We start from the raw sequence: 23,869 nt of genomic DNA on the forward strand, positions 1-23,869 counted from the left end.
TATTAAGTAATACAGCTTTTGCCTGACGGCAATAGCGCCGTGGAACCACCTGATCCCATGCCGAACTCAGAAGTGAAACGCGGTAGCGCCGATGGTAGTGTGGCATTCGCCATGCGAGAGTAGGACACTGTCAGGCACCTATTTAGAAGAGGCCTCCCATTCGGGAGGCCTTTTTGCTTTGGGATTTTTTCGATGCAGGTCTGCTTCTTTTAGTAAAAATGCTGGGCTGTCAGCGGCTTGCCCGTTACTCTTGGTCAGGTATTGTCGGGAGTCATCGCCAGAGGAGTATGCATGGCCACGTTGAAGGAAATTGCACAGGAGGCGGGGGTGTCCCAAGCCACTGTGTCGCGGGTGCTCAATGAAGATCCGACGCTGAGCGTCAAGGAAGAGACCAGGCAGAAGATCTTCGAGATTGCCGAGCGGCTGGAGTACAAGACCAGCAGCGCCCGCAAGGGGGTGCACAAGAGCAAGCTGCACTTTCTGGCTGTCTATGCCTACCCGCAGAGCACAGAGGTCAATGACCCCTACTATCTCGCCATTCGCTATGGCATAGAGACCCAGTGCGCCCGCTTCAACATAGAGCTGACCCATTTCTACAACGGCGCCGAGGGGCGTGAGCTCTCCGCCGTCGACGGCATCCTGGTCATCGGCCACCTGCCCGAGGAGCGCCTGGCAGCGCTCCACTCTCTCTCTGCCCAGCTGGTGTTCGTGGATTGCCGCTCCCAGGGGGAATTTGACTCCGTGGACGTGGATCTGGCGCTCATCAGCCAGCAGGTGGTGGACTTCTTTATCGCCCAGGGGCATGGCCGCATCGGCTATATAGGGGGTCAGGATGAGGCACCGGATCTCCGTGAACTGGCTTTCCTCGACTACGGTCAGCGGCTGGGGGTGGTGCAGGAGAGCGATCTCTATCGCGGGGACTTCTCCAGCGCTTCCGGCTACCGGCTGGCAAAAGAGATGCTGGCAGGGGACTGGCCCAAGGCGCTGTTCGTCGCTTCAGACTCCATCGCCATCGGCGTGCTGAGAGCCATCCACGAGAAGGGACTGGCCATTCCCCAGCAGATCGAGCTGATTAGCGTCAACGATATTCCGACCGCCAAGTTCACCTTCCCGCCACTCTCCACGGTGCGGATCCACTCCGAGTTGATGGGTTCCCAGGGGGTCAATCTGCTGGTCGAGCGGCTGCGTGACGAGCGCGATATTCCCCTTCGGGTACTGGTGCCGAGCCGCCTGACCCTGCGCGGCACCACGCGCTGATTTTAGTAAAACAAGGCCTGTTTTAGTTGCGCCATCTCGCGGTGGTGCGACTCCTTCCCTTCATAATCCATCTCCTGATAAATTCATAATGCATTGTTTTGCTGTGGTTTTTGCCATTATCTGCCTGCATTTATCAATATCCATGCCATCACTGCCTGCTTCATCCCCTTTTATCCTCCGCTTCTGATCTCGCTCACAAAACCATCCAGCCATTGTGATCAGGTTAAAACTTTACCGATCCAAAACTGATATTTAGTAAATATTTATCTAAAGTTTACCCAGTCAAAGTTGCCTTGTTCCGGGAGGACATGTGAATAACTGGGAAAACGTTCAATTCGTTGGTGAAAACAGGCTGGCCCCGCGCGCCTACTTCTTCTCTTATGCCGACCACTCGCTGGCGGCCACCATGCAGCGCGAGCTGAGCCGCCGCTTTCTCTCCTTGAGCGGCCAGTGGCAGTTCCACTACTTCGAGCACCCCCTGCAGGTGCCGGAGGCCTTCTATCACAGCCCCATGAGCGAGTGGGGCCAGATCACAGTGCCCAACATGTGGCAGATGGAAGGGCATGGCCAGCTGCAGTACACCGACGAGGGTTTTCCCTTCCCCATCGACGTGCCTTTCGTGCCGACCAACAACCCCACCGGCGCCTATCAGCGCAGCTTCACGCTGAGCCCGGCCTGGGACGGCGAGCAGGTGATCATCAAGTTTGATGGGGTGGAGACCTACTTCGAGGTCTATGTGAACAGCCACTACGTTGGCTTCAGCAAGGGCAGTCGCCTTACCGCCGAGTTCGATATCAGTGCCTATGCCAGCATCGGCGAGAACCTGCTGTCGGTGCGGGTGATGCAGTGGGCGGACTCCACCTATATCGAGGATCAGGACATGTGGTGGATGGCGGGGATCTTCCGCGACGTCTATCTGGTGGGCAAGCCGGCCGCCCATGTGCAGGACTTCTTCGTCCGCACGGAGCTGGCGGACGATAACCAGAGCGCGACCCTGAGCTGCGATATCCAGCTCGAGAACCTGGGTGCGCCTGCCCGTGATCATCGTCTGGTCTGGTCGCTGCTGGATCAGGGCTGCGAGATCGCCAGCGGCTCGCTCGATCATCTCGTTATCGACGGCAAGTGTGATTGCCGCTTCACGCTGGATCTGGCCAAGCCCCATCTGTGGAGCGCCGAAGACCCTTACCTCTATCAGCTGCAACTCTCCCTCTACAACGGCCAGGGCGAGCTGCTGGAAGTGATCCCGCAGCGGGTCGGGGTACGTGAAATCACCGTCAAGGATGGCCTCTTCCATGTCAACGGCCACTACCTCAAGCTGCACGGGGTGAACCGCCACGACAACGACCACCTCAAGGGCCGCGCGGTCGGTATGGATCGGGTGGAGCGCGACATCGTGCTGATGAAGCAGCACAACCTCAACTCGGTGCGCACCGCCCACTACCCGAACGACCCGCGCTTCTACGAGCTGTGCGACCAGTACGGTCTGTTCGTGATGGCGGAGACCGACGTGGAGACCCACGGCTTTGCCAACGTCGGCGATCTCAGCCGCATCACTGACGACCCGTTCTGGGAGCCGGTGTTCGTGGATCGCATCGAGCGCCACGTGCACGCCCAGAAGAACCACCCCTCCATCATCATCTGGTCGCTCGGCAACGAGTCCGGCTACGGCTGCAACATCAGAGCCATGTACCAGCGCTGCAAGGGGATCGACCCGACCCGGCTGGTGCACTACGAAGAGGATCGCGATGCCGAGGTGGTGGATGTGGTGAGCACCATGTACTCCCGCGTCTCCCAGATGAACTGCTTCGGCGAGTTCCCGATGGCGAAGCCGCGCATTCTCTGCGAATACGCCCACGCCATGGGCAACGGCCCGGGTGGCCTCAGCGAATACCAGCAGGTGTTCGACCGCCATCCCCACATTCAGGGTCACTACATCTGGGAGTGGTGCGATCACGGTATCCTGGATCAGGACGAGCAGGGTCGCCCCGTTTACAAGTACGGCGGCGACTACGGCGACTACCCCAACAACTACAACTTCTGCATGGATGGCCTCATCTATCCGGATCAGACCCCTGGGCCGGGCCTGCGCGAATACAAGCAGGTGATCTGCCCGGTCAAGGTGCGGGCGCTGGATCTGGCCAGCGGCAAGCTGGCAGTGGAAAACCGTTACTGGTTCTCCACTCTCGACGACATCCGCCTGCTGGTCGAAGTGAAGGCCGAGGGCGAGCTGCTGGCCAGCCAGCAAATCCGGCTGGAAGGGGTGGCTCCCGGTGCCATTACCGAGTTGCAACTCGAGCTGCCCACGCTCGATGGGCGGGAAACCTTCGTCCAGCTGCGGGTCATCAAGGCCACCGCCACCCGCTACAGCGCGGCGGAGCATGAGCTGGGCCAGTACCAGTTCCAGCTGAAGGCATCGACTCGCCAGCTGCAGCCCTTTGCCAACCCCAACGCTATCCCGTTGCAGATTGCTGACGAGCGGCTTGCGTTGACCTTGAGCGGCAGCGGCTTTGCCCTGCGCTTCTCACGCCTCGACGGCAAGCTGGTGAGCTGGCAGCAGGACGGTATCGAGCTCATCGAGCGGGCGCCACGCCTCACCTTCTTCAAGCCGATGATCGACAACCACAAGCAGGAGTACGAGAGCCTGTGGCACCCGAACCACCTGCAGATCATGCAGGAGCACTTCCGCACCTTAAGCTGGCGCCAGCTGGGTGAGGCGGTCGAGGTGACGGTCGAGAGCCTGATCGCACCGCCGGTGTTCGACTTCGGCATGCGCTGCCGCTACGTCTACACCCTGAGCCCGAACGGCCAGCTGCACGTTGCGCTCTCCGGTCAGCCCTACGGCGGCTATGACGACATCATTCCCAAGATCGGCTTCGAGCTGGGTATTCGTCAGGATCTCGACCGGGTGCACTACTTCGGCATGGGACCGGGTGAAAACTATCAGGACAGCCGCCAGAGCAACTGGATCGACAGCTTCAACAGCACAGTCAGCGAGATGTGGGAGCACTACCCCTTCCCGCAGGACAACGGCAACCGCCAGCAGGTGCGCTGGGCGACTCTGACCAACCGCCACGGCGCCGGTCTCTACGTGCGCCCCGATGCCCCCATCAACCTCAGCGTCTGGCCCTACAGCTGGGAGCATATCCACGCGGCGCAGCACATCAACGAGCTGGAGCCCTGCGGTTATCTCACCCTCAATCTGGATCACAAGGTGCTGGGGCTGGGCTCCAACTCCTGGGGCTCCGAGGTACTGGACTCCTGGCGGGTGCGCTTCGAGCCGTTCAGCTTCGGTCTGACCCTGCTGCCCATCGCCCGTGGCAACCTCAATCCGGCTGCGCTGGCCGGGCTCGATCTCACCATCAACGGCGGGAGGAACCTCGCATGATCACCCTGGACAACCTGACCCTGTTCAAAAACATCTACCGGGAGGGCAAGAAGTGGGGCCGCTGCGTGGAGGCCATCAACAACCTGGCCAACCTCAAGCCCGGTATCTGTCACTCCATCGGTGACTCCCTCACCTACCGCTTGCAGGAGGGGGCCAGCCCGGCCACCTCACTGTTCGAGGGGCAACGCCGCTACTTCGACGTTCACTACTACCTGGAAGGGGAAGAGACGGTGGAGTGGGCTGCCAAGGATGATCTGCGGGTCGAGCAGGGCTATGACGACACCACGGATCGCGAGTGGCTGGCCGGTGAGGTGCGTGAGCGCCAGAAAGTCGGCAACGGTCAGGTGGTGATCTTCGAGAACGACGAGGCTTACCGCTTCGTCGGTGACGGGCCGGTGCGCAAGCTGATCATCAAGGTCACCGTCGAAGGCGGCTACTTCAAAAACAAATAACAAGCCGCTGTTTTTGCACTGATAAAAGCCGGAAGGGCGGGGCTCACCCTACAACCCATGCCCCGCCCTTTCGCGGAAATTACTACAGGTCTGGAGATGCACCATGTCTGATTCCAAACGGAATACGATAGGCAAGTTTGGTCTGCTGTCGCTCACCTTCGCGGCGGTATTCAGCTTCAACAACGTCATCAACAACAACATCGAAATCGGTCTGGCCTCGGCCCCGATGTTCTTTCTGGCCACCATTTTTTACTTCATTCCGTTCTGTCTGATCATTGCGGAATTCGTATCACTGAACAAGAACTCCGAAGCGGGGGTGTATGCCTGGGTGAAGAGCTCCCTCGGCGGGCGCTGGGCCTTTATCTCCGCCTACACCTACTGGTTCGTGAACCTCTTCTTCTTCACCTCCTTGCTGCCGCGGGTGATCGCCTACGCCTCCTATGCCTTCCTCGGCTACGAATACATTTTCACCCCGCTGGCGACCACTTTCTTAAGCATGGTGCTGTTTGCCTTTGCCACCTATGTCTCCACCAATGGCGCCAAGCTGCTGGGCCCCATCACCTCGGTGACTTCGTCTCTGATGCTGCTGCTGACCCTCTCCTACATTCTGCTGGCAGGTGTGGCGTTAGTCGGTGGTGTACAACCGGCCGACCCCATCACGGTAGAGGCCATGGTCCCCGATTTCAGCTGGGCTTTCCTCGGTATCACCACCTGGATCTTTATGGCAGCCGGTGGCGCCGAGTCGGTGGCGGTCTACGTCAATGACGTGAAAGGCGGCTCCAAGTCCTTCGTGAAAGTGATCATCGTCGCCGGGCTCTTTATCGGCGTGCTCTACTCCATCGCCTCCCTGCTGATCAACGTGTTTGTCCATAGCGACACCCTGAAATTTACCGGTGGCTCGGTGCAGGTGTTCGAGGGACTGGCGGCCCATTTCGGTCTGCCCACCGTGCTGATGAACCGCTTCGTCGGGCTGGTCTCCTTCACCGCCATGTTCGGCTCCCTGCTGATGTGGACCGCCACTCCGGTGAAGATCTTCTTCTCCGAGATCCCGGCTGGCATCTTCGGCAAGAAGACGGTCGAGCTGAACGAGAACGGCGTGCCTGCCCGGGCAGCCTGGATCCAGTACCTCATAGTGCTGCCGCTGATGGTGATCCCGACGCTCGGCTCCAACACAGCGCAGGATCTGATGAACACCGTCATCAACATGACCGCCGCCGCCTCCATGCTGCCGCCGCTGTTCATCATGCTGGCCTACCTCAATCTGCGCCTGAAGCTGGATCACCTGCCACGGGATTTCAAGATGGGTTCGCGCACCACCGGTATCGCCGTGGTGTCAGTGCTGATCGCCATCTTCTCAGTGGGCTTCCTCGCCTCCACCTTCCCGACCGGCGCCGACATCATGACCATCGTCTTCTACAACGTGGGCGGGATAGTGATCTTCCTCGGCTTCGCCTGGTGGAAATACAACAGATACGAGGCCTCCCTCAGCGCCGAAGCGCGTGCGAAAGAGGCCCAGCCGGCGGCGCAGGTCGCCATGCAGGCGCCATAAGCACTGCATTGACTTCCCATCAAGCCGGGTGGCCGCAGGCCACCCGCAAACCCTTGAACCAGATAAGGAGAAGAGCATGAGCGAGACGATCGAGTTTGCCGAATTCAAACGGATCGAGATGAAGGTGGGCAAGGTGCTGGAGGTGGTGCGCCACCCCGGTGCCGACAAACTCTATATCGTCCAGATCGACGTGGGGGGCGAGCGGCCGCTGCAGACCGTCACCAGTCTGGTGCCCCATTACCGCGAAGAGGAGCTGATGGGCAGCGAGGTGGTGGTGCTGACCAACCTCAAGCCCACCAAAATGCGCGGCGAGCGATCCGAGTGCATGTTGCTCTGCGCCGAGACCCCGGACGAGAGCCAGAGCGTGCTGTTGCAACCCCGGGTGCCCATGGCGCCGGGCACCCCCATCGTCTGAATCACGGATTGAACGCCGGGGCAGCAGGGCTGCGCCGGTGTGTGAAGGGGCGCCATGAGCTACCCCTCTGACCATAACAAGAGAGTAAACGGCGCGGCCAGCTGGCAGGCGCCGAACACATTCAGAGTCATAGCGCCCCAGTGCGAAGGGGCGTGAATCCACCGGAGGACACCATGTCTGAATCCGTACGCGGCACCATAGGCAAGTTTGCCCTGTTGTCGATGACCTTTGCCGCCGTGTTCAACGTGCGCAACATAGTCAACAACAACATAGAGCTGGGGCTCAGCTCCGCCCCCATCTTCCTGCTGGCGACCCTCGTCTACTTCATTCCGTTCGTCTTCATCATCGCCGAGTTCGTCTCGGCCAACAAAAACTCCGAGTCGGGGATGTACGACTGGCTGAAAAAGCCGCTCGGCACCCGGATGGCCTATCTGGGCTCCTTCCTCTACTGGTTCGTGAACCTGTTCTGGTTCGTCTCATTGCTGCCCAACGTCATCGCCTACGCCTCCTACGCCATGCTGGGGTACGAGTACAGCTTCTCGCCGACCGTCACCTCGATCATCTCCATAGCGCTGTTTGCGGCGGCGACCCATATCTCCACCAAGGGGGCGAGCTGGCTCGGCAAGATTGCCGAACTGGTGGCCTACGGCGTCTTCGCCCTGTTCGCCATCTATGTGCTGGGTGCCCTGATGGCCCTCGGCGGTGACCATGTGGCGGCCCAGCCCATCACCCTGGAGGCCATGACCCCCACAGTCAACTGGGCGACGCTGGGCATCATGTGCTGGATCTTCCAGGCGGCGGGCGGTGCCGAGACCGCGGCGGCCTATCTCAACGACGTGAAAGGCGGCCAGAAGTCCTTTATCAAGGTGATCATCATCGCCGGTGTGGTCATCGGCGCCATGTATGCGCTGGGTTCCCTGCTGGTGAACGTCTTCGTACCGAGGGAGAGCCTCACCTATGCTGGCGGCATGGTGGAGATCTTCACCGGCATGGCGCAGTACTTCGGGCTTTCCGAGACGCTGGTAGGCCGCGCGGTCGGGGTGGTGCTCTTCATCGCCATGTTCGGCTCCATGATGATGTGGACCTCGGCGCCGGTGAAGATCCACTTCTCCGAGATCCCCCAGGGTGTCTACGGCGACAAGACCACTCGGCTCAACGAGCATGGCGTGCCGGTGCGCGCCGCCTGGTGGCAGTTTGCCTTCGTGTTCGTGATGCTGGTGGTCAACGGGTTCGGCTCGGAGTCGGTGCAGCAGATGATGAACACCGCCATTAACCTCACCGCAGGGACCGCCATGCTGCCGCCCATCTTCATCATGGTGGCCTACTTCGTGTTCCGCTGGAAACATGACGACACCCCCCGCGAGTTCCGCATGGGGTCGCGCACCTTCGGCATGGCGGTGGTCTCTGTGCTGATCGCCATCTTCGTGGTGAGCATGAGCGCCTCCGCCTTCCCGGCCGGGGTGGATCTGGTGCGCGCCTTCTTCATCAACGTCTTCATGACGGCGGTCTTCTCGGCGCTGGCCTACTGGTGGATCTCCCGCTTCGAGAAGCAGCAGGCCCGCAAGCTGGCCGCCGGGGGCAAGGCGGGGGGCGACGCCCTGGCCCGGCAGAGCTGAGCATCGACTGCGGTGCAGCGCGGGTGGCCTCTGGCCACTCGTTTTTTTGTCTCTGCGGCCCGCCGTGGCCCCCCTGGGTGTTCAGTTTTAAAGCGCTAAAATCCCACTCGTTTAATTTCACTGAATGCTTGGATACGCCGCTCAACTTTGCGCCACCCTGTGTTCAGGGTAAGCTGGGGTTTCGTGTCGAGGGTCGCCGTCTGAGGATGGCCCTCGAGTGCCCTGTCGTCCCCCATCCGGTGCGGGACGCGTTTTCCCTGGAGACTCCCCGTGCGTCTGGATCCCTTTACCTCTGTATTGATTCTGGTGGTGGCCCTGGCCTCCTTCTTCCCCTGCGAGGGCCAGGTGGCCGTCTGGTTCGCGCTGCTGACCAAGCTGGCGGTGGCGCTCTTGTTCTTCATGCATGGCGCCAAGCTGTCGCGCCAGAACCTGCTGGCGGGCCTCGGCCACTGGCGGCTCCACCTGGTGGTGATGGCCAGCACCTTCCTGCTGTTTCCGCTGCTGGGGCTCTTGCTCACGCCGCTGGTGCCCCAGTGGCTGAGCCCGGCCATCTACCTCGGCTTCCTCTATCTGTGCGCCCTGCCCGCGACCGTGCAATCGGCCATCGCCTTCACCTCCATGGCGGGGGGCAATGTGTCGGCGGCGGTGTGCAGCGCCTCGGCCTCCAGCATCCTCGGCATCTTCCTCTCCCCTGTGCTGGTGGGGCTGATGATCCAGGTGCAGGGGGAGGGGGTCGACACCTGGCACTCCATCCAGGCCATCATGGTACAGCTGATGCTGCCCTTCGTGGTGGGCCATCTGTCGCGGCCCCTCATCGGCCGCTGGGTCGACAGCCATCGGCCGCTCATCGGCAAGCTGGATCAGAGCTCCATCCTGCTGGTGGTCTATGTGGCCTTCAGCGAGGCCGTGGTGCAGGGGATTTGGCATCAGGTCGGCTGGTATGACTTGGCCAGCATAGTGTTGCTGAGCTGCGTGCTGCTGGCTCTGGTGCTCTGCTGGAACGTCTGGATCAGCCGCCGCCTCGGGTTTGACAGGGCGGACGAGATCACCATCGTCTTCTGCGGCTCCAAGAAGAGCCTGGCCAATGGGGTGCCCATGGCCAACGTCATGTTCCCCGCCGCCAGCGTCGGCGTCATGGTCTTGCCGCTGATGATCTTCCACCAGATCCAGCTGATGGTGTGCGCCGTGCTGGCCCGCCGCTACCGCGAGCAGGAGGCCCTGCCCCAGGCTCAGGAGGGGTAGGATGCCCGGATAAAAGAGAGGGAGGCCACTGGCCTCCCTCTCTCGTTTGCCGCTCCCTCAGCGTTTGCGCCAGACGGTGAGCTGGGCCACCGTATGCTGGTGCTTGCGGGCGGTCTCGCGGATGACGAAGGGGACGTCTCTCGGCGGGCACAGCTCCTCGAACTCCGCCGCCAGCAGCCGTTGCAGCGCCTGATGGGTGGAGAGGGCCTCGCCGTTCTCCCGGATGCCGCCGAGCCAGTTCGCCTTGGGGGTGTAGTCGGTCAGCCAGGTGTAGGGGCTGGTGAGCACCAGCAGGCCGCCGCTGCGAAGGCGCGGAGCAATGTCCCGCAGGAAGCGGGCGGGCTCCCGCAGCCGGTCGATCAGGTTGGAGGCGAGTACCAGATCGTAGTGCTCGTACCTGGGCTTGAGGTTGCAGGCATCCCCCTGGCTGAAGTGGACCCGATCGCTCTGCTCGCGGCCCAGATCATGGCGGGAGAGGCGCGCCTCGCAATACTCCACCAGATCCCCCTCCAGGGGCAGGGCATAGCGGAAGCTGTCATGGCTGGCGAGCGCCAGCGCCACGTCGATGAAGCGGGCCGAGTAGTCCACCCCGTCCACGTGCTGGAAGTGGCGGGCCAGCTCGAAGCTGGCGCGGCCGGTGGCGCAGCCGATGTCCAGCGCCCGCTCATGGCGGCTGCATAGCTCGCTGGCGAGGCTGGCCAGGGTCTGGGCGTAGTTGGCCACCCCGAAGTGGGTCGGGCCGTACTGGAAGTCGAGGTATTGCGCCACCAGGGCGTCGGTTTCATAAGGATTCACTGTGATGGCTTCCTGATAGCGTGAGACCAGATAGCGGAAGCCCGCATGCTGGAAGAAGTGGCGGCGGAAGGCGTAGCGGGAGGACCTGAGCGCCTCGTTGCCTGTGCTGATCCAGCTGCCGCCCTTGATGAGGCTGTGCTTGCCATCGAAGGTGGGGGTGGAGAAGTCGTCGTAGAGGGGGTGCACCTTGAACCCCTCGAAGCCGTCGATGGCGGTGCTGGTCCACTGCCAGACGTTGCCCACCAGATCGTAGAAGTCGCCCTGGGGGCAGGCATCCACCGGGCAGGAGGAGGCGAAGCGGGCCAGGTTGATGTTGCCGGGGGCCGCCAGCCAGTCCGGCTGATCCCCGGGCACCTGCTCGCGCAGCAGCGCCCACTCTCCCTCGCTTGGCAGCTGGATGGGCAGGCCGGTCTGATCCGCCTTCCAGCGGCAGAAGGCGGCGGCCTCCAGCTGGTTCACCTCCACCGGCCAGTCCCAGGGCAGGGGGACCTGTTCGGTCATCAGCCGCAGTTGCAGTTGCTCGGGTTCGTTGGGGTCGCCAACCCAGAAGCTGGGCATGCGAGCCCTGGCGTACTGGCACCAGCCCCAGCCCTCGTCGTCCCACCAGGCCCGGGTCTCATAGCCGCCCGCCTGCACGAAGGCCAGGTACTCGGCGTTGCTCACCAGCATGCGGCTGGCCTGGAAGGGGGCCAGCGCTATGTGGCGCTCGCCATATTCGTTGTCCCAGCCGTAGGTGGTGTCCTGCTTGCCGAGGCGCACCCGACCGCCGGCCACCGGCAGCAGGCTGTTGGCGGGCACCTGGTCGCGCCTGTGGCGGGCCTGGGTGCAGGCGGGCCAATAGGGCTGCGGCCGCACCCAGGCCAGGGGCAGCTGGCGGATCAGCACGCTGGAGGTCTCCAGGTGGATTCGCTCGTGCTCTATCCCCATCAGGATGACCCAGGCCGGGCTCTGCCAGTCGATGGGCAGGGTGAGCGGCATCCGCTCGATGAAATCACACACCAGGGCGCGCACGCGGCCACGGTATGCGCGCAGTTCGGCTACCGCAGGCCAGTCGTAGTGGGTCTCGTCCAGATCGTCCCAGCTCATCTCGTCCACCCCTATGGCCACCATGGCCTCGATGCGGGGGTCGAGGCGGCTCTCGATGAGGCGCGCCGCCAGCAGCTTGTTGACGAAGAAGGCGGCGGTGTGGCCGTAGTAGAAGATGAGGGGGTGGCGCAGGGGGATCGCCTTGTTGAACCAGGCCCGCTCGTCGGCCAGGCAGTCAAACAGGCTGTCGTAGAGGTCGAAGGTCTGACAGAAGTAGTCGAGCAGCTCGCGGCGCTTGTGCTCGGGATCGTCGCCGCCGAGCAGCGGGGTGCGGGTCGGGGCTGGCAGGCCCTCTGGGCTGGCGAATGGGTGGCTGACTTGGGTCACGCTCTGACTCCTTGTTGGCAGTGACAAATGCACGGTGGAGAGCTCTATACGCACAAGGTATCACTATTGGCTCAACAGACCGGGGCGGCAACCAAAAACTTGCTCCTCCGGCGGCGACTGGCCCTGCCGGCGGGCTGTCTCCCCCCGTTCGGGCATGGTGAGTTTGACCAACTTATGGTCTGAATGGCTCTCCAAGATGAAGGCTGTGGTGAAGATGAAATCTGATTTTCAGTTGAAAATCATAGTCTTGGTTCTATGGCATGTGGCTTGCAATCGCCCCTGCACCAGGCTGTGCGGACCTAGGGGTCGCGTTTGCCAACACACAACGAGGAGAGTGGCGATGAAATGGATGATGGGAGCCGTGCTGGCCCTGGGGCTGGGTGGTTGCAGCTGGCAGGATGACGTCAAGGTAAGCGGGGCCGGGGCCCTGGTGGAACAGCAGCACCCCCTGGGCCGGGAGGTGACCCGGGTGCTGGCCGGGGTGCCCGCCAATATCCATCTGGTGGCGGGGGAGGAGAGGAGCATCTTGATCCGCGGGCAGGGGAACCTGCTGCCCTACCTGGAGCTGACCGAGCAGGAGGACAAGCTGGAGATAGAGGTGAAGGAGGGCTACCGGCTCGATCCCCCCGAGCCCATCGAGATCACCATCACCCTGCCCGAGCTCCATGAGCTGGCGCTGGCGGGCCTGGCTCGCGGCGATCTGAGCGGTTTTTCGGGAGACGAGCTGGTACTGTCGGTGGCCGGCCTGGGGGATATAGTCGCCAGCCAGCTGGCACTGGATCGACTGGAGGGCAATATTGCCGGTGCGGGCAGCCTGGATCTGGGGCTGGGCTCGGCCAGGGAGGTCGAGCTCAACATCGCCGGTGCCGGTGGCGTGTCGGGCGCCCAGTTCAGAGGAGAGGAGGTCGAGGTCAATATTGCCGGCAGTGGCGACGTGGCAGTGAATGCCAGCGAGTTGCTGAAGGTCGGCATCGCCGGCTCCGGCTCGGTCAGCTATCTGGGCAACCCCAGGCTGGAGAGCGAGATCGCAGGGTCCGGCGCCATCTCCCGGGCAGGAAGCTGAGTATCCGGCGCGATGACAGCTAAATAACAGGCCCATGCAGGGCCTGTTTTGTTATCCATGGTTCTCACTCGAGGGGCAGCGCGAGCTCCAGATCCGCATTGAGCCGCATCAGCAGCCACTGCATGCCGGCGAGGTGCTGGTGGTCGTGGCTGACGAGCAGGCGCACCAGACCGTCCAGGGTCACCTCCCCATAGCCGCCATAGCGGGCGCGCCGTTGCCAGGCGCTGGAGGGCAGCGCCCTGAGCCACTCCACCGTCTGCAGGCGGGCGGTGCGAAAGCGGTCGAGCTGCACCGCAGGATCCTGCCGGGGGTAATCATGGTCCAGCGCCAGCTGATAGCCATCGAGGGAGGCGAGCGCCGGCAGGCTCTCTTCCAGGGTACGGCGAAAGCGCACCTGGTAGCCTTGCGTCTCGATGTCCAGCAGGTGGCAGAGGTGTCCCCGGGCGCTGAAGCGCTCTGAGGGGATCCCGGCCCAGTTGGCGGGCTCCCAGTCCAGCTGGTCGGCGGGCACCTGTGCCAGCAGTCGTGCGAACTGGTCCGGCATGGCCAGCAGCGTGGTGAAGATCGTCATCCTTGTCTCCCTGTTCCCTTGTTTATGGCCGCCCGCTGGTGAGGGGCGGGCGACCATGGGGGGCCTGTCCGGTCCTGGTCAGCCCTGGGCCGGCTCGCCGAGGTGGCTGGCGTGAAAGCGCAGGTGCTCCTCGATGAAGCTCGCCACGAAGTAGTAGCTGTGGTCATAGCCGGCATGGCGATGAAGCGCCAGGGGCCACTCCTTGGCGGTCGCGATCTCGGCCAGGGCGTCTATGCCGAGCTGCTCCGCCAGGAAGGGGTCGTCCAGGCCCACGTCCACCCGGGTCGGCAGGGGCTGGCTGTCGTGGTGGCGCAGCAGCTGGCAGGCGTCCCACTCCTGCCACAGCAAGGGGTTGTTGCCGAGGTAGGCGCCGAGGGCCTTCTGGCCCCAGGGGGCGCGGCTCGGGTGGCTGATGGGGCTGAAGGCCGACACCGAGCGGTAGCGACCGGGTTCCCGCAGGGCGGCGATCAGGGCGCCGTGGCCCCCCATGGAGTGGCCGCTGATGGCGCGCCTGGTGGAGACCGGGAAGTGGGTCTCGATGAGCTCGGGCAGCTCCCGGGTGACGTAGTCATACATCTGGTAGTGCGCTCGCCAGGGGTGCTGGGTGGCGTTGACATAGAAGCCGGCCCCCATGCCGAGATCGTAACCGGGGTCGTCCGGGATCCCCTCGCCGCGGGGGCTGGTGTCCGGTGCCACCAGGGCGATGCCGAGCTCGGCGGCGATGCGCTGGGCACCCGCCTTCTGCATGAAGTTCTCGTCGGTGCAGGTGAGGCCGGAGAGCCAGTAGAGCACGGGCACCTTCTGGCCGGTGAGGGCCTGGGGCGGCAGATAGATGGCGAAGCGCATCTCGCAATCGAGCACGGTGGAGGGGTGGCGATACTGCTTGTGCCAACCGCCGAAGCTCTTGTTGCTGCTGATGATGTCCAGATTCATGGAAGGACTCCTTGCCCCGCCCATGCATCGATGGGCGGGGCTCTCATGGGATCAGTAGTGGATGACGGTGCGGATGCTCTTGCCTTCGTGCATCAGATCGAACGCCTCGTTGATCTGCTCGAGGGGCATGGTGTGGGTGATGAAGTCATCGAGGCGGAACTCACCCTGCATGTAGCGCTGCACATAGCTCGGCAGTTCGCTGCGACCGCGCACCCCGCCGAAGGCGCTGCCGCGCCAGACCCGGCCTGTGACCAGCTGGAACGGACGGGTGCTGATCTCCTGGCCCGCGCCGGCCACGCCTATGATGACCGACTCGCCCCAGCCCTTGTGGCAGCATTCGAGCGCCGCGCGCATCACCTTGACGTTGCCGATGCACTCGAAGGAGAAGTCGACGCCGCCGTCGGTCAGCTCGACGATCACCTCTTGGATGGGCTTGTCGAACTTGTTCGGGTTGATGCAGTCGGTGGCGCCCAGCTTGCGGGCCAGCTCGAACTTGCTCTCGTTGATGTCGACGGCGATGATGCGACCGGCCTTGGCCATGCGGGCGCCTATGATGGCGGAGAGGCCTATGCCCCCCAGACCGAAGATGGCGACGCTCTCACCCTCCTTCACCTTGGCGGTGTTCATCACGGCGCCTATGCCGGTGGTGACGCCGCAACCGAGCAGGCAGACCTCTTCCAGGGGGGCGGCCGGGTCCACCTTGGCGATGGAGATCTCGGGCAGTACAGTGTATTCGCTGAAGGTGGAGGTGCCCATGTAGTGATAGATGGGCTGGCCATCCTTGGAGAAGCGGGTGGTGCCGTCCGGCATCAGCCCCTTGCCCTGGGTGGCGCGGATCTTCTGGCACAGGTTGGTCTTGCCGGATTTGCAGAACTTGCACTCGCCGCACTCGGGGGTGTAGAGCGGGATCACGTGATCCCCCACCTTGACGCTGGTGACCCCCTCGCCGACGGACTCGACAATGCCGCCCCCCTCGTGGCCCAGGATGCAGGGGAAGACCCCTTCCGGATCCTCACCAGACAGCGTGAAGGCATCGGTGTGGCAGACGCCGGTGGCGACGATCCGCACCCGCACCTCGCCGGCCTGGGGCGGCATGACCTCCACCTCTTCGATGGAGAGGGGCTGACCCGGTCCCCAGGCGATGGCGGCTTTACACTTGATGCTTTGAACCTGTGCCATGAATGACATCCTTCTTGTTGCGGTAGGTGAACAGAAATGAACTCAGGTATGCAGTGTAGTTTCCCTTCGATTTGGTGATAATAAGGCTAAATATCAAATCACTTTTACACACAGGTAATAATGTTCGGCTGGGAAGGGATCTGTGAATTTGTCAGCGTGGCGGAGCAGGGAGGCTTTACCCCGGCCGCCCGCAAGCTGGGGGTGTCGGTGGCGCAAGTCAGCCGACAGGTGGCGCAGCTGGAGGACAGGCTGCAGGCCAAGCTGCTGCTGCGCACCACCCGTCAGGTGCGGCTCACCGAGCTTGGCGAAATCTATTACCGCCACTGCCGCCAGTTGCTGGACAACCTCTATGAGGCGGAGCTGGCACTGGGACGCCATCAGGCGGTGCCGCAAGGGTCTTTGCGGATCACGGCCCCCGTCTCCTATGGCGAGAGCCGCATCGCGCCCCTGGTGAACGACTTCATGGTGCGTTTCCCCCAGCTGGAGGTGACTCTCAACCTCACCAACCAGCTGCTGGATCTGGTGCATGAAGGCTACGATCTGGCGATCCGCCTCGGCCACCTGAAGGACTCGACCCTGGTGGCCCGCAAGCTGGCCCAGCGGGTGCCCTATGTATGCGCCTCGCCGGATTATACGGGGCGTCACGGCATCCCCAACAGCCTCTCCGAGCTGACCCGCCACCGCTGTCTGGTGGGCAACGGCGACGACTGGTTCTTCACCCTGGATGGCCGCCCCCATAGCGTGCGGGTGCACGGCCTGCTGCAGTGCAACAGCGGCCACGCCCTGCTGGACGCGGCGCTCAAGGGGATAGGCATCATCCAGCTGCCGGACTACTACGTGAGCGAGCATCTGGCCCGGGGAGATCTCATCGAGCTGTTGCCGGAGCTGCGGGCGCCAGAGGAGGGGATCTGGGCCCTCTATCCCCACAACCGCCACCTCTCCCCCAAGGTGCGGCTGCTGGTGGACTACCTCGCCGAGCGGCTCAGCGATCCCGCCCAGCCGGCGCTGGTGCGCCCCATAGGCTGACGCCCGGATGACAACACGCGCCTCATAAAAAAGGTGCTGTCCTCACTGGGTATTGGAAGGCCAGTCCAGAGGCTGGCCACCGCCGTGAGGGGCGCCATCATGGATGACCCAGCCACACTGCCTTGCGCCAGCGCCCTGTTGCTCACATGAACTGGCCGCTCCCCCTTCGATGGCTTCATTGACCACCAAGTTGTCGCGATGTCGTGGCTGCCCCCTCGGCTATCTGCGCCGATATGGCACAGTTTGACTCCCTTTGTCAGCCCCCCAGCCTGGGCTGTCATCGTCCTGTCCGGCGGGCATGCCCTGTGGAACCCCCTCGCCAGCACAAAGCTCCGTCCGCCCCCCTGATACCGGCGCAGTAGACAGCAGATCCTGCAGCGGCCCCCACCGGACGGGGGGACGGCCGCGCCAGACGGGCAAATTCGCCGGTCAGCCTCCTTGGCTAGACTGGACCGGTCGTCTTATGACACCCATTTGGCACTTTTGCCCGCCACTCTATCTGGAAGGATCCGATATGAAACCCTTGTTGACCGCCCTCTTGCTCCCCCTGCTGCCCCTCGCCGCACAGGCCGCCGACCCCGTCTGGATCACGGTCGGTGCCGACAGCGGTGTCGAACTCAAGCAGGTCAAGGCCAGGCTGGCCCCCCTGTTCAGCGCCAGCGGCGCCCCCATCCAGCTGGCCCAGGTCGAGGCGAGCGAGCTCGGCACCCTCTCCCACCTGATGCACGAAGGGCACCAGCGCTGCGGCGGTTACGTGGTGCACAGCACCCTGGCCGACGCCCTGCAGAGCATGGCCCAGCCCATCAGCCAGAACCTGTTCAGCGCCCCGCCGCTGACCCAGGGGGCCAGCGTCAACCGGCTGCTGCCCCATCTGGATCAGGGCAAGATAGTCGGCACCATCAGCCAGCTCTCGAGCTGGCGCAACCGCTACTACACCACCACCACAGGGGTGCAGTCGGCGGACTGGGTGGCCGGCCAGTGGCAGAGTCTGAGCGCGACCCTGCCCTGGGCCAGCGTCAGCCGGGTCAAGCACAGCGGCTATCCGCAGCAATCCGTGGTGCTGACCCTCAAGGGCAGCCGCTACCCGGATGAAGTGGTGGTGCTCGGCGGTCACCTCGACTCCACTGCGGGCGCCGCCCCCAACAGCCGCACCCTGGCACCGGGCGCCGACGACGATGCCTCCGGCATCGCCACCCTGACCGAGGTGCTGCGGGTCATCGCCGAGCAGGGCCGCCAGCCGGAGCGCACCCTGCAGTTCATCGGCTATGCGGCGGAGGAGGTGGGGCTGCGCGGCTCCAAGGACATCGCCACCCGCTACAAGGCAGCCAACACCAAGGTGCTGGCGGCGCTGCAACTGGACATGACCAACTACCAGGGCTCGGCGGAAGAGATCGTCTTCATGACCGACTACACCGACCAGGGGCTGACCGGCTATCTGGCCCAACTGCTCGACGCCTATCTGCCCCAGATCCGCTACGGCTACGACAGCTGCGGTTACGGCTGCTCGGATCACGCCTCCTGGCACAATCAGGGCTACCCGGCCGCCATGCCGTTCGAGTCGCGCTTCAACGACTACAACCCCAAGATCCACACCGCTCAGGACACCTTGCAGAACTCGGATCCCTCGGCCGCCCACGCCCTCAAGTTCGCCCAGCTGGCCACCAGCTTCGCCATCGAGATGGGCAAGATAAACTGAGGCGCCAGGGGAGATGAACCGCGCAAAAAAAGGCCCACATTCGTGGGCCTTCTTGCATTTTTGGTATGGGCGGAGCGCTATTCCCGCTCCTTGACATAGGGGGTACCGAGGGCCTTGGGGGCCACCGCCTTGCCGATGAAGCCGGCCAGCAGGAAGACCGTCAAGATGTAGGGCAGCGCCTCTATGGCCTGCACCGGGATCGGGAAGTCGCCTATGCTGACCCCCTGCAACCGGATGGCGACCGCATCGAGGAAGCCGAACAGCAGGCAGGCCGCCATGGCGTTCCAGGGACGCCACTTGCCGAATACCAGGGCCGCCAGCGCCATGAAGCCCTTGCCCGCGCTCATGTTGGGGATGAACTGGGCGGTCTGGGCCACCGCCAGATAGGTGCCCCCGATCCCCGCCAGCAGGCCGCCGATGATGAGTGCCGTGTAGCGCATCCGCACCACGGAGATACCTGCGGTATCCACCGCCGCCGGGGCTTCGCCCACCGCCCGCAGCCGCAGGCCGAAGCGGGTGCGGAACAGCACCCACCAGGCCAGGGGCACGGCGGCGAACGCCACGTACTCCAGCAGGGAGTGACCGCTCAGCAGCTCGCTGTAGAGCTGGCCGATGACGGGCACGTCATAGAGCTCCTTGGCGAAGGGCAGGTCGATGGGGGCGAAGCGGGCATCGCCGGAGAGCGCCGGGGTCTGGCCGCCCTGATCGAACCAGTAACGGCCCAGGGTGACGGTCAGACCGGCCGCCAGTATGTTGATGGCCATGCCGCTCACCACCTGATCCCCGCGGTGGGTGATGGTGGCGAAGCCGTGCAGCAGGGCGAACAGGATGGAGACACCCACCCCGGCACCCAGCCCAATCCAGGCGGAGCCGGAGACGGCGGCCGCGGCCGCACTGGCGAAGGCCGCCGCCAGCAGCTTGCCCTCCAGGGCGATGTTGACCACCCCGGAGCGCTCGCAAAACATGCCCGCCATGGCCGCCAGAATAAGCGGCGGCGCGGTACGTATGGTCGCGTCCAGCATCAGGATCAGCATTTCGAACATGATCAGACTCCCTTCACTTGTGCGGTTGAGCGGTTGGCAAACGCCAGGTAGGCCTGCTCGATGCGCGGACGCAGCATGTGCTCAAGGGCGCCGCAGAACAGGATCACCAGACCCTGCAGCACCACCACTATGTTGCGATCCACCCCGAACTCGAAGCTGAGCTCGGCGCCACCCTGATAGAGGAAGCCGAACAGCAGGCTGGCGATGATGACGCCGACCGGGTGGTTGCGACCCATCAGGGCCACCGCTATGCCGGTGAAGCCGAAGCCTTCCACGAAGTTGAGCTTGATCTGGTGCAGCTCCCCCTGCAGCACGTTGAGGGCGAAGAAGCCCGCCAGCATGCCGGAGATCACCATGGCCAGGATCACCACCTTGGGGTAGGAGATGCCCGCATAGGCGGAGGCGCTCTGGCTGGCGCCCACCGAGCGGATCTCGTAGCCCCAGCGGGTATGCCAGATGAAGACCCACACCAGGGCCGCGCAGATCAGCGCCCAGAAGAAGCTGATGTTGAGGGGGCTGTTCGGCATCTCCACACCGAAACCGGCCGCCAGCTCGCTCATCTTCGGCAGCCAGCTCGCCACGGCGAACACCTTGCTCTCGGTGGCCATGGATCCTGGCGGCTTGAAGACGTCGACCAGCAGGTAGGCCATCAGGGAGGCGGCGATGAAGTTGAACATGATGGTGGTGATGACGATGTGGCTGCCCCGCTTGGCTTGCAGCCAGGCCGGGATGAAGGCCCAGGCCGCACCGAACAGGCCACCGGCTATGATGGCGAGCGGCAGCAGCAGGGCGAACGGCAGCACGTCCCCGAGCAGCAGACAGACCAGCCCCACACCCAGGCCGCCGATATAGGCCTGCCCCTCACCGCCGATGTTGAACAGGCCGGCGTGGAAGGCCACCGCTACCGCCAGACCGGTGAAGATGAAGCCGGTGGCGTAGTAGAGGGTGAAGCCTATCCCCTCGCCGGTGCCGAAGGCGCCGTACCACATGATCTCGGCAGCATCGATCGGGTTGATGTCGAGGTAGTAGAACAGGATGGCCGACACCAGGAAGGCCAGCAGGATATTGACCGCGGGCAGCACGCCCACGGAGATCCAGGCAGGAATACGTACTTGGCTCATCAGTGGGCCTCCTTGGCAATCTCGTCAGGCACGGGTGTGTTGACCATCATCAGACCCCATGTTTCACGGCAGGATACCTGGTTCATGATGCGGCTCCTTCGGGTTGGCTTGCCGCCACCTCGTCGGGAACTATGTTCGCCATCATCAGACCTATGGTGCGCTCATCCGCCTTGGTGCCGTCCAGCTCGCCGACGATGCGGCCGTCGGCGATGACCAGGATGCGGTCGGACAGGCTCATGATCTCGTCGAGCTCCACCGACACCAGCAGCACCGCCTTGCCCTTGTCGCGCATGGCGATGATCTGCTGGTGGATGTACTCGATGGCGCCGATGTCGACGCCCCGGGTCGGCTGGCCGACCAGCAGCACATCCGGGTCCTGCTCCACTTCCCGGGCGATCACCAGCTTCTGCTGGTTGCCGCCGGAGAAGTTCGCGGTCTTGTGCTCCGGGCTCGGCGGGCGCACGTCCCACTTCTCCATCTTGGCCTGGCAATCCTGACGGATCGCCTCCTTGTCCTGCAGCCAGCCCTTGTTGTACTGGGTGCGGCGGTGATAACCGAGGATGAAGGCCTCTTTCGCCTCGAAGCGATTGATGAGCCCCATCTTGTGGCGGTCTTCCGGAATGTGGCCGAGGCCGAAGTTGCGCACCCGCTCCGGATCGGCCGGATGGCTCAGGCTCACCTCGTGGTTCTGGGCCCCGGCGATGGTGAAGCTGCCCTTGCTGGGCTTGAGGATGCCGCCGAGCAGGCTGAGCAGTTCGGACTGGCCGTTGCCGGAGACCCCGGCGATGCCGACCACTTCCCCGGCGCGCACCGCGAAGCTGACGGACTTGACCCGCTCCACCCCGGCGTCATCGACGTAAGAGAGGCCATCGACCTTGAGCTTGGCTTCGCCGGGCTGGGCGGTGCCCTTGTCGACCTTGAGGCGCACCTTGCGGCCCACCATCAGCTCGGCGAGCTGCTCCTTGTCGGTGTCCTTGGTGGCGACGTGGGCCACCATCTCCCCCCGGCGCATGATGGAGACCTGATCCGTGATGGCCAGGATCTCCCGCAGCTTGTGGGTGATGAGGATGATGGTCGCCCCCTGATCCCGCAGCTTTTTCAGCACCTCGAACAGGTGATCCGCCTCCTGCGGGGTCAGCACCCCGGTGGGTTCGTCGAGGATCAGGATGCGGGCGCCGCGATAGAGCGCCTTGAGGATCTCGACCCGCTGTTGCAGGCCCACCGGCAGATCCTCGACTTTCTCGTGCAGCGGCACCTCGAGACCATAGTCCCGGGCCAGCTCGCCGAGCAGTTTCTCGGCCGCCGCCAGGCTCTTGCCCAGGTGCCAGCCGTTTTCCGCGCCGAGAATGACGTTCTCCAGCACGGTAAAATTGTTCACCAGCATAAAGTGCTGGTGCACCATGCCCACCCCTGCGGCAATCGCATCTTGGGAGCCATGGGGTTTGAAGGGGTTGCCGTCGATCAGCATCTCGCCTTTGTCGGCGTGGTAGAAACCGTAGATGATGCTCATCAGGGTCGACTTGCCGGCGCCATTTTCGCCGACGATGCCGTGAATGCTGCCTTTACGAACCTGAAGGTCGATCTGCTTGTTGGCGTAAACCTCGCCAAAGCGCTTATCGATACCTCTTAATTCGATGGCATAGCGATCTGTCTGGTCCATGATGCAGTCCTTGCGGGTCATGAAGTAGAGACTAAAAACCGGCCCGTGCGGGCCGGTCTGGGTTGAGAGTCGTAGCAGAGACTCGGTACTCGCAGTATCAGTACTTACAGGAGTTGTCGCTCATGTAGTCGTGCACCTTGATCTTGCCGGCGATGATGTCGGCCTTGATGCTCTCGACCTTGGCCTTCATCTCCGGGGTGATCAGCTTGGCGTTGTTTTCGTCCAGCGCCCAGTCAACACCACCTTCCGCCAGACCCAGGGTCTGGATGCCCGGCTTCCAGCTGCCTTTGGCGGCGTCATCCCAGGACTTGTAAGCGGCCAGGCCAACATCCTTGACCATGGAGGTCAGCATGGTGCCAGGTTGCAGGTGGTTCTGGTTGGAATCCACGCCGATGGCCAGCTTGCCTTCGTCCTTGGCAGCCTGATAGACACCGATACCGGTACCGCCGGCGGCGGCATAGACCACGTCGGCGCCCTTGGCGAACTGGGACTTGGCGAGCTCGGCACCCTTGGCCGGGTCAGCGAAGGCCGCCGGGGTGGAGCCGGTCATGTTCTGGTATACGTCGATCTTCGGATTGATGTACTTGGCACCCTGCTCGTAGCCGCACTGGAATTTGCGGATCAGCGGGATGTCCATGCCGCCCACGAAGCCGACCTTGCCGCTCTTGGAGGCGATGGCCGCCAGGGCACCCACCAGGAAGGAGCCTTCATGCTCCTTGAAGATGAGGGACTGTACGTTCGGCTTGTCGACCACCATGTCGATGATGGTGAACTGGGTTTTCGGGAATTCGGTGGCAACCTTCTCTACCGCGGAACCCATGTTGAAGCCGACGGCGACGATGGGGCCGTTGCCACGGCTGGCCAGACGGCGCAGACCCTGCTCACGCTGGGCTTCGTTCTGGGGTTCGAACTCCTTGACCTTGACGCCTTTGTCCTTGTTGTAGACTTCGACGCCGTTGCGGAACACGGCTTCGTTGAAGGACTTGTCGAATTTGCCAGCGGTGTCATAGATGACGGCGGGCTCGGAGGCTGCCTGGGCAGAAAGGGCAGCGAGGGTGAGGGCGGCCACGGTGGCCAGCTTGAGCACTTTAGTCACGATCGTATCCTTGATTGTTATGTGAGGGTCCACAACCTGTCTTGGCAGGTCATAAAGCACGCTGGCTAACTGTAAGTGAGCCAGCCTGTGGGTCAAGGGGATCATAGAGGAAAAACGTTTGCGTTAACGGTTTGAAATATAAGCAAATTGCTTTATAAGTGTTTGTTTTTAGGTTTGTTTGCAGAGTTAAATGCTGCGATTAATAGGCGCCAAATGACATTTGTGTTTCTATTCATGAGGTTATACGCAAGCGTTTTCCTCCGGCGATGAAAAAAGTGGTTTCCATCGGCACCAAATCCGGCGGCCAGAGCGCTTCTGTCGGCAGGGGCACGCAGGCGCCGCACCTCGACTTGGTCT

Annotated in this window: 18 protein-coding genes and 1 rRNA gene; 11 read left to right on the forward strand and 8 right to left on the reverse strand. The window is 63.1% G+C overall.

Annotation, left to right across the window (positions count from 1 at the left end):
- Positions 1–21: 21 nt before the first annotated feature.
- From rrf to ACWPWQ_RS19080, 8 genes are all read left to right on the forward strand, one after another.
- Positions 22–136 (forward strand): 5S ribosomal RNA (rrf, locus tag ACWPWQ_RS19045).
- Between the two features lie 155 nt (positions 137–291).
- Positions 292–1,257, forward strand: coding sequence for a transcriptional regulator EbgR (gene ebgR / locus ACWPWQ_RS19050; protein ID WP_161506735.1), 966 nt, complete (start codon positions 292–294; stop codon positions 1,255–1,257).
- Positions 1,258–1,567: 310 nt separating this feature from the next.
- Complete coding sequence (gene ebgA / locus ACWPWQ_RS19055) at positions 1,568–4,642, forward strand: beta-galactosidase subunit alpha (RefSeq protein WP_454010531.1); 3,075 nt, start codon at positions 1,568–1,570, stop codon at positions 4,640–4,642.
- Positions 4,639–5,094 carry a beta-galactosidase subunit beta gene (locus ACWPWQ_RS19060; RefSeq protein ID WP_454010532.1) on the forward strand — a complete coding sequence of 152 codons (456 nt, stop codon included), beginning with the start codon at positions 4,639–4,641 and terminating at the stop codon, positions 5,092–5,094. Before ebgA ends, ACWPWQ_RS19060 begins: the two co-directional genes overlap by 4 nt.
- Before the next feature lie 103 nt (positions 5,095–5,197).
- Positions 5,198–6,643: an amino acid permease gene (locus tag ACWPWQ_RS19065; protein ID WP_454010533.1), complete on the forward strand. Its 1,446-nt coding sequence runs from the start codon at positions 5,198–5,200 to the stop codon at positions 6,641–6,643.
- A gap of 76 nt (positions 6,644–6,719) precedes the next feature.
- Positions 6,720–7,058, forward strand: a complete 339-nt coding sequence (locus ACWPWQ_RS19070; RefSeq protein ID WP_454010534.1) for a tRNA-binding protein — start codon at positions 6,720–6,722, stop codon at positions 7,056–7,058.
- A gap of 173 nt (positions 7,059–7,231) precedes the next feature.
- Positions 7,232–8,674 carry an amino acid permease gene (locus ACWPWQ_RS19075; RefSeq protein WP_454010535.1) on the forward strand — a complete coding sequence of 481 codons (1,443 nt, stop codon included), beginning with the start codon at positions 7,232–7,234 and terminating at the stop codon, positions 8,672–8,674.
- 270 nt (positions 8,675–8,944) lie between these two features.
- Positions 8,945–9,916 carry a bile acid:sodium symporter family protein gene (locus ACWPWQ_RS19080; RefSeq protein ID WP_454010536.1) on the forward strand — a complete coding sequence of 324 codons (972 nt, stop codon included), beginning with the start codon at positions 8,945–8,947 and terminating at the stop codon, positions 9,914–9,916.
- A gap of 57 nt (positions 9,917–9,973) precedes the next feature.
- Here ACWPWQ_RS19080 and ovoA read toward each other — a convergent pair whose 3' ends face one another.
- Entirely contained in the window at positions 9,974–12,124 is a 2,151-nt protein-coding gene (gene ovoA / locus ACWPWQ_RS19085) for a 5-histidylcysteine sulfoxide synthase (protein WP_454010537.1), read from the reverse strand.
- 340 nt (positions 12,125–12,464) lie between these two features.
- On the opposite strand from ovoA, the gene ACWPWQ_RS19090 reads away from it, so the two are divergent.
- Positions 12,465–13,187 (forward strand): head GIN domain-containing protein, encoded by a 723-nt coding sequence (locus ACWPWQ_RS19090; protein ID WP_404837522.1) that lies wholly within the window; start codon positions 12,465–12,467, stop codon positions 13,185–13,187.
- 64 nt (positions 13,188–13,251) lie between these two features.
- Here ACWPWQ_RS19090 and ACWPWQ_RS19095 read toward each other — a convergent pair whose 3' ends face one another.
- From ACWPWQ_RS19095 to ACWPWQ_RS19105, 3 genes are all read right to left on the reverse strand, one after another.
- Entirely contained in the window at positions 13,252–13,758 is a 507-nt protein-coding gene (locus ACWPWQ_RS19095) for a DinB family protein (RefSeq protein ID WP_404837523.1), read from the reverse strand.
- 78 nt (positions 13,759–13,836) lie between these two features.
- Entirely contained in the window at positions 13,837–14,691 is an 855-nt protein-coding gene (gene fghA, locus ACWPWQ_RS19100) for an S-formylglutathione hydrolase (RefSeq protein WP_404837524.1), read from the reverse strand.
- A gap of 51 nt (positions 14,692–14,742) precedes the next feature.
- Positions 14,743–15,870 (reverse strand): S-(hydroxymethyl)glutathione dehydrogenase/class III alcohol dehydrogenase, encoded by a 1,128-nt coding sequence (locus ACWPWQ_RS19105; protein ID WP_404837525.1) that lies wholly within the window; start codon positions 15,868–15,870, stop codon positions 14,743–14,745.
- A 120-nt stretch (positions 15,871–15,990) separates the two neighbouring features.
- On the opposite strand from ACWPWQ_RS19105, the gene ACWPWQ_RS19110 reads away from it, so the two are divergent.
- A complete protein-coding gene (locus ACWPWQ_RS19110) occupies positions 15,991–16,896 on the forward strand; it encodes a LysR substrate-binding domain-containing protein (RefSeq protein ID WP_202047908.1) in 906 nt (301 codons plus the stop codon).
- 514 nt (positions 16,897–17,410) lie between these two features.
- Positions 17,411–18,592: a M28 family metallopeptidase gene (locus ACWPWQ_RS19115; RefSeq protein WP_404837526.1), complete on the forward strand. Its 1,182-nt coding sequence runs from the start codon at positions 17,411–17,413 to the stop codon at positions 18,590–18,592.
- Positions 18,593–18,669: 77 nt separating this feature from the next.
- On the opposite strand, the gene ACWPWQ_RS19120 is transcribed toward ACWPWQ_RS19115, so the two are convergent.
- The 4 genes from ACWPWQ_RS19120 to ACWPWQ_RS19135 form a co-directional block, all read right to left on the reverse strand.
- Complete coding sequence (locus ACWPWQ_RS19120) at positions 18,670–19,635, reverse strand: ABC transporter permease (RefSeq protein ID WP_025325295.1); 966 nt, start codon at positions 19,633–19,635, stop codon at positions 18,670–18,672.
- A gap of 2 nt (positions 19,636–19,637) precedes the next feature.
- A complete protein-coding gene (locus tag ACWPWQ_RS19125) occupies positions 19,638–20,756 on the reverse strand; it encodes an ABC transporter permease (RefSeq protein ID WP_202047911.1) in 1,119 nt (372 codons plus the stop codon).
- Between the two features lie 82 nt (positions 20,757–20,838).
- Positions 20,839–22,416 carry an ABC transporter ATP-binding protein gene (locus ACWPWQ_RS19130; protein WP_454010538.1) on the reverse strand — a complete coding sequence of 526 codons (1,578 nt, stop codon included), beginning with the start codon at positions 22,414–22,416 and terminating at the stop codon, positions 20,839–20,841.
- Between the two features lie 97 nt (positions 22,417–22,513).
- On the reverse strand, positions 22,514–23,512 hold the full coding sequence (locus ACWPWQ_RS19135; protein ID WP_005326140.1) for a BMP family lipoprotein: 999 nt from the start codon (positions 23,510–23,512) through the stop codon (positions 22,514–22,516).
- Positions 23,513–23,869 lie beyond the last annotated feature (357 nt).

This window comes from Aeromonas sp. Marseille-Q7275, assembly GCF_965119515.1.

What these genes read in the sequence shown, in the direction of transcription:
- ACWPWQ_RS19060 (WP_454010532.1), top strand. Translation starts at nt 4,639, where the DNA reads ATGATCACCCTGGACAACCTGACCCTGTTCAAAAACATCTACCGGGAG.
- ACWPWQ_RS19115 (WP_404837526.1), top strand. Translation starts at nt 17,411, where the DNA reads ATGAAACCCTTGTTGACCGCCCTCTTGCTCCCCCTGCTGCCCCTCGCC.
- ACWPWQ_RS19125 (WP_202047911.1), bottom strand. Translation starts at nt 20,756, where the DNA reads ATGAGCCAAGTACGTATTCCTGCCTGGATCTCCGTGGGCGTGCTGCCC.
- ACWPWQ_RS19065 (WP_454010533.1), top strand. Translation starts at nt 5,198, where the DNA reads ATGTCTGATTCCAAACGGAATACGATAGGCAAGTTTGGTCTGCTGTCG.
- ACWPWQ_RS19090 (WP_404837522.1), top strand. Translation starts at nt 12,465, where the DNA reads ATGAAATGGATGATGGGAGCCGTGCTGGCCCTGGGGCTGGGTGGTTGC.
- ACWPWQ_RS19120 (WP_025325295.1), bottom strand. Translation starts at nt 19,635, where the DNA reads ATGTTCGAAATGCTGATCCTGATGCTGGACGCGACCATACGTACCGCG.
- ebgR (WP_161506735.1), top strand. Translation starts at nt 292, where the DNA reads ATGGCCACGTTGAAGGAAATTGCACAGGAGGCGGGGGTGTCCCAAGCC.
- ACWPWQ_RS19095 (WP_404837523.1), bottom strand. Translation starts at nt 13,758, where the DNA reads ATGACGATCTTCACCACGCTGCTGGCCATGCCGGACCAGTTCGCACGA.
- ACWPWQ_RS19130 (WP_454010538.1), bottom strand. Translation starts at nt 22,416, where the DNA reads ATGGACCAGACAGATCGCTATGCCATCGAATTAAGAGGTATCGATAAG.
- fghA (WP_404837524.1), bottom strand. Translation starts at nt 14,691, where the DNA reads ATGAATCTGGACATCATCAGCAGCAACAAGAGCTTCGGCGGTTGGCAC.
- ACWPWQ_RS19105 (WP_404837525.1), bottom strand. Translation starts at nt 15,870, where the DNA reads ATGGCACAGGTTCAAAGCATCAAGTGTAAAGCCGCCATCGCCTGGGGA.
- ACWPWQ_RS19070 (WP_454010534.1), top strand. Translation starts at nt 6,720, where the DNA reads ATGAGCGAGACGATCGAGTTTGCCGAATTCAAACGGATCGAGATGAAG.
- ACWPWQ_RS19110 (WP_202047908.1), top strand. Translation starts at nt 15,991, where the DNA reads ATGTTCGGCTGGGAAGGGATCTGTGAATTTGTCAGCGTGGCGGAGCAG.
- ACWPWQ_RS19075 (WP_454010535.1), top strand. Translation starts at nt 7,232, where the DNA reads ATGTCTGAATCCGTACGCGGCACCATAGGCAAGTTTGCCCTGTTGTCG.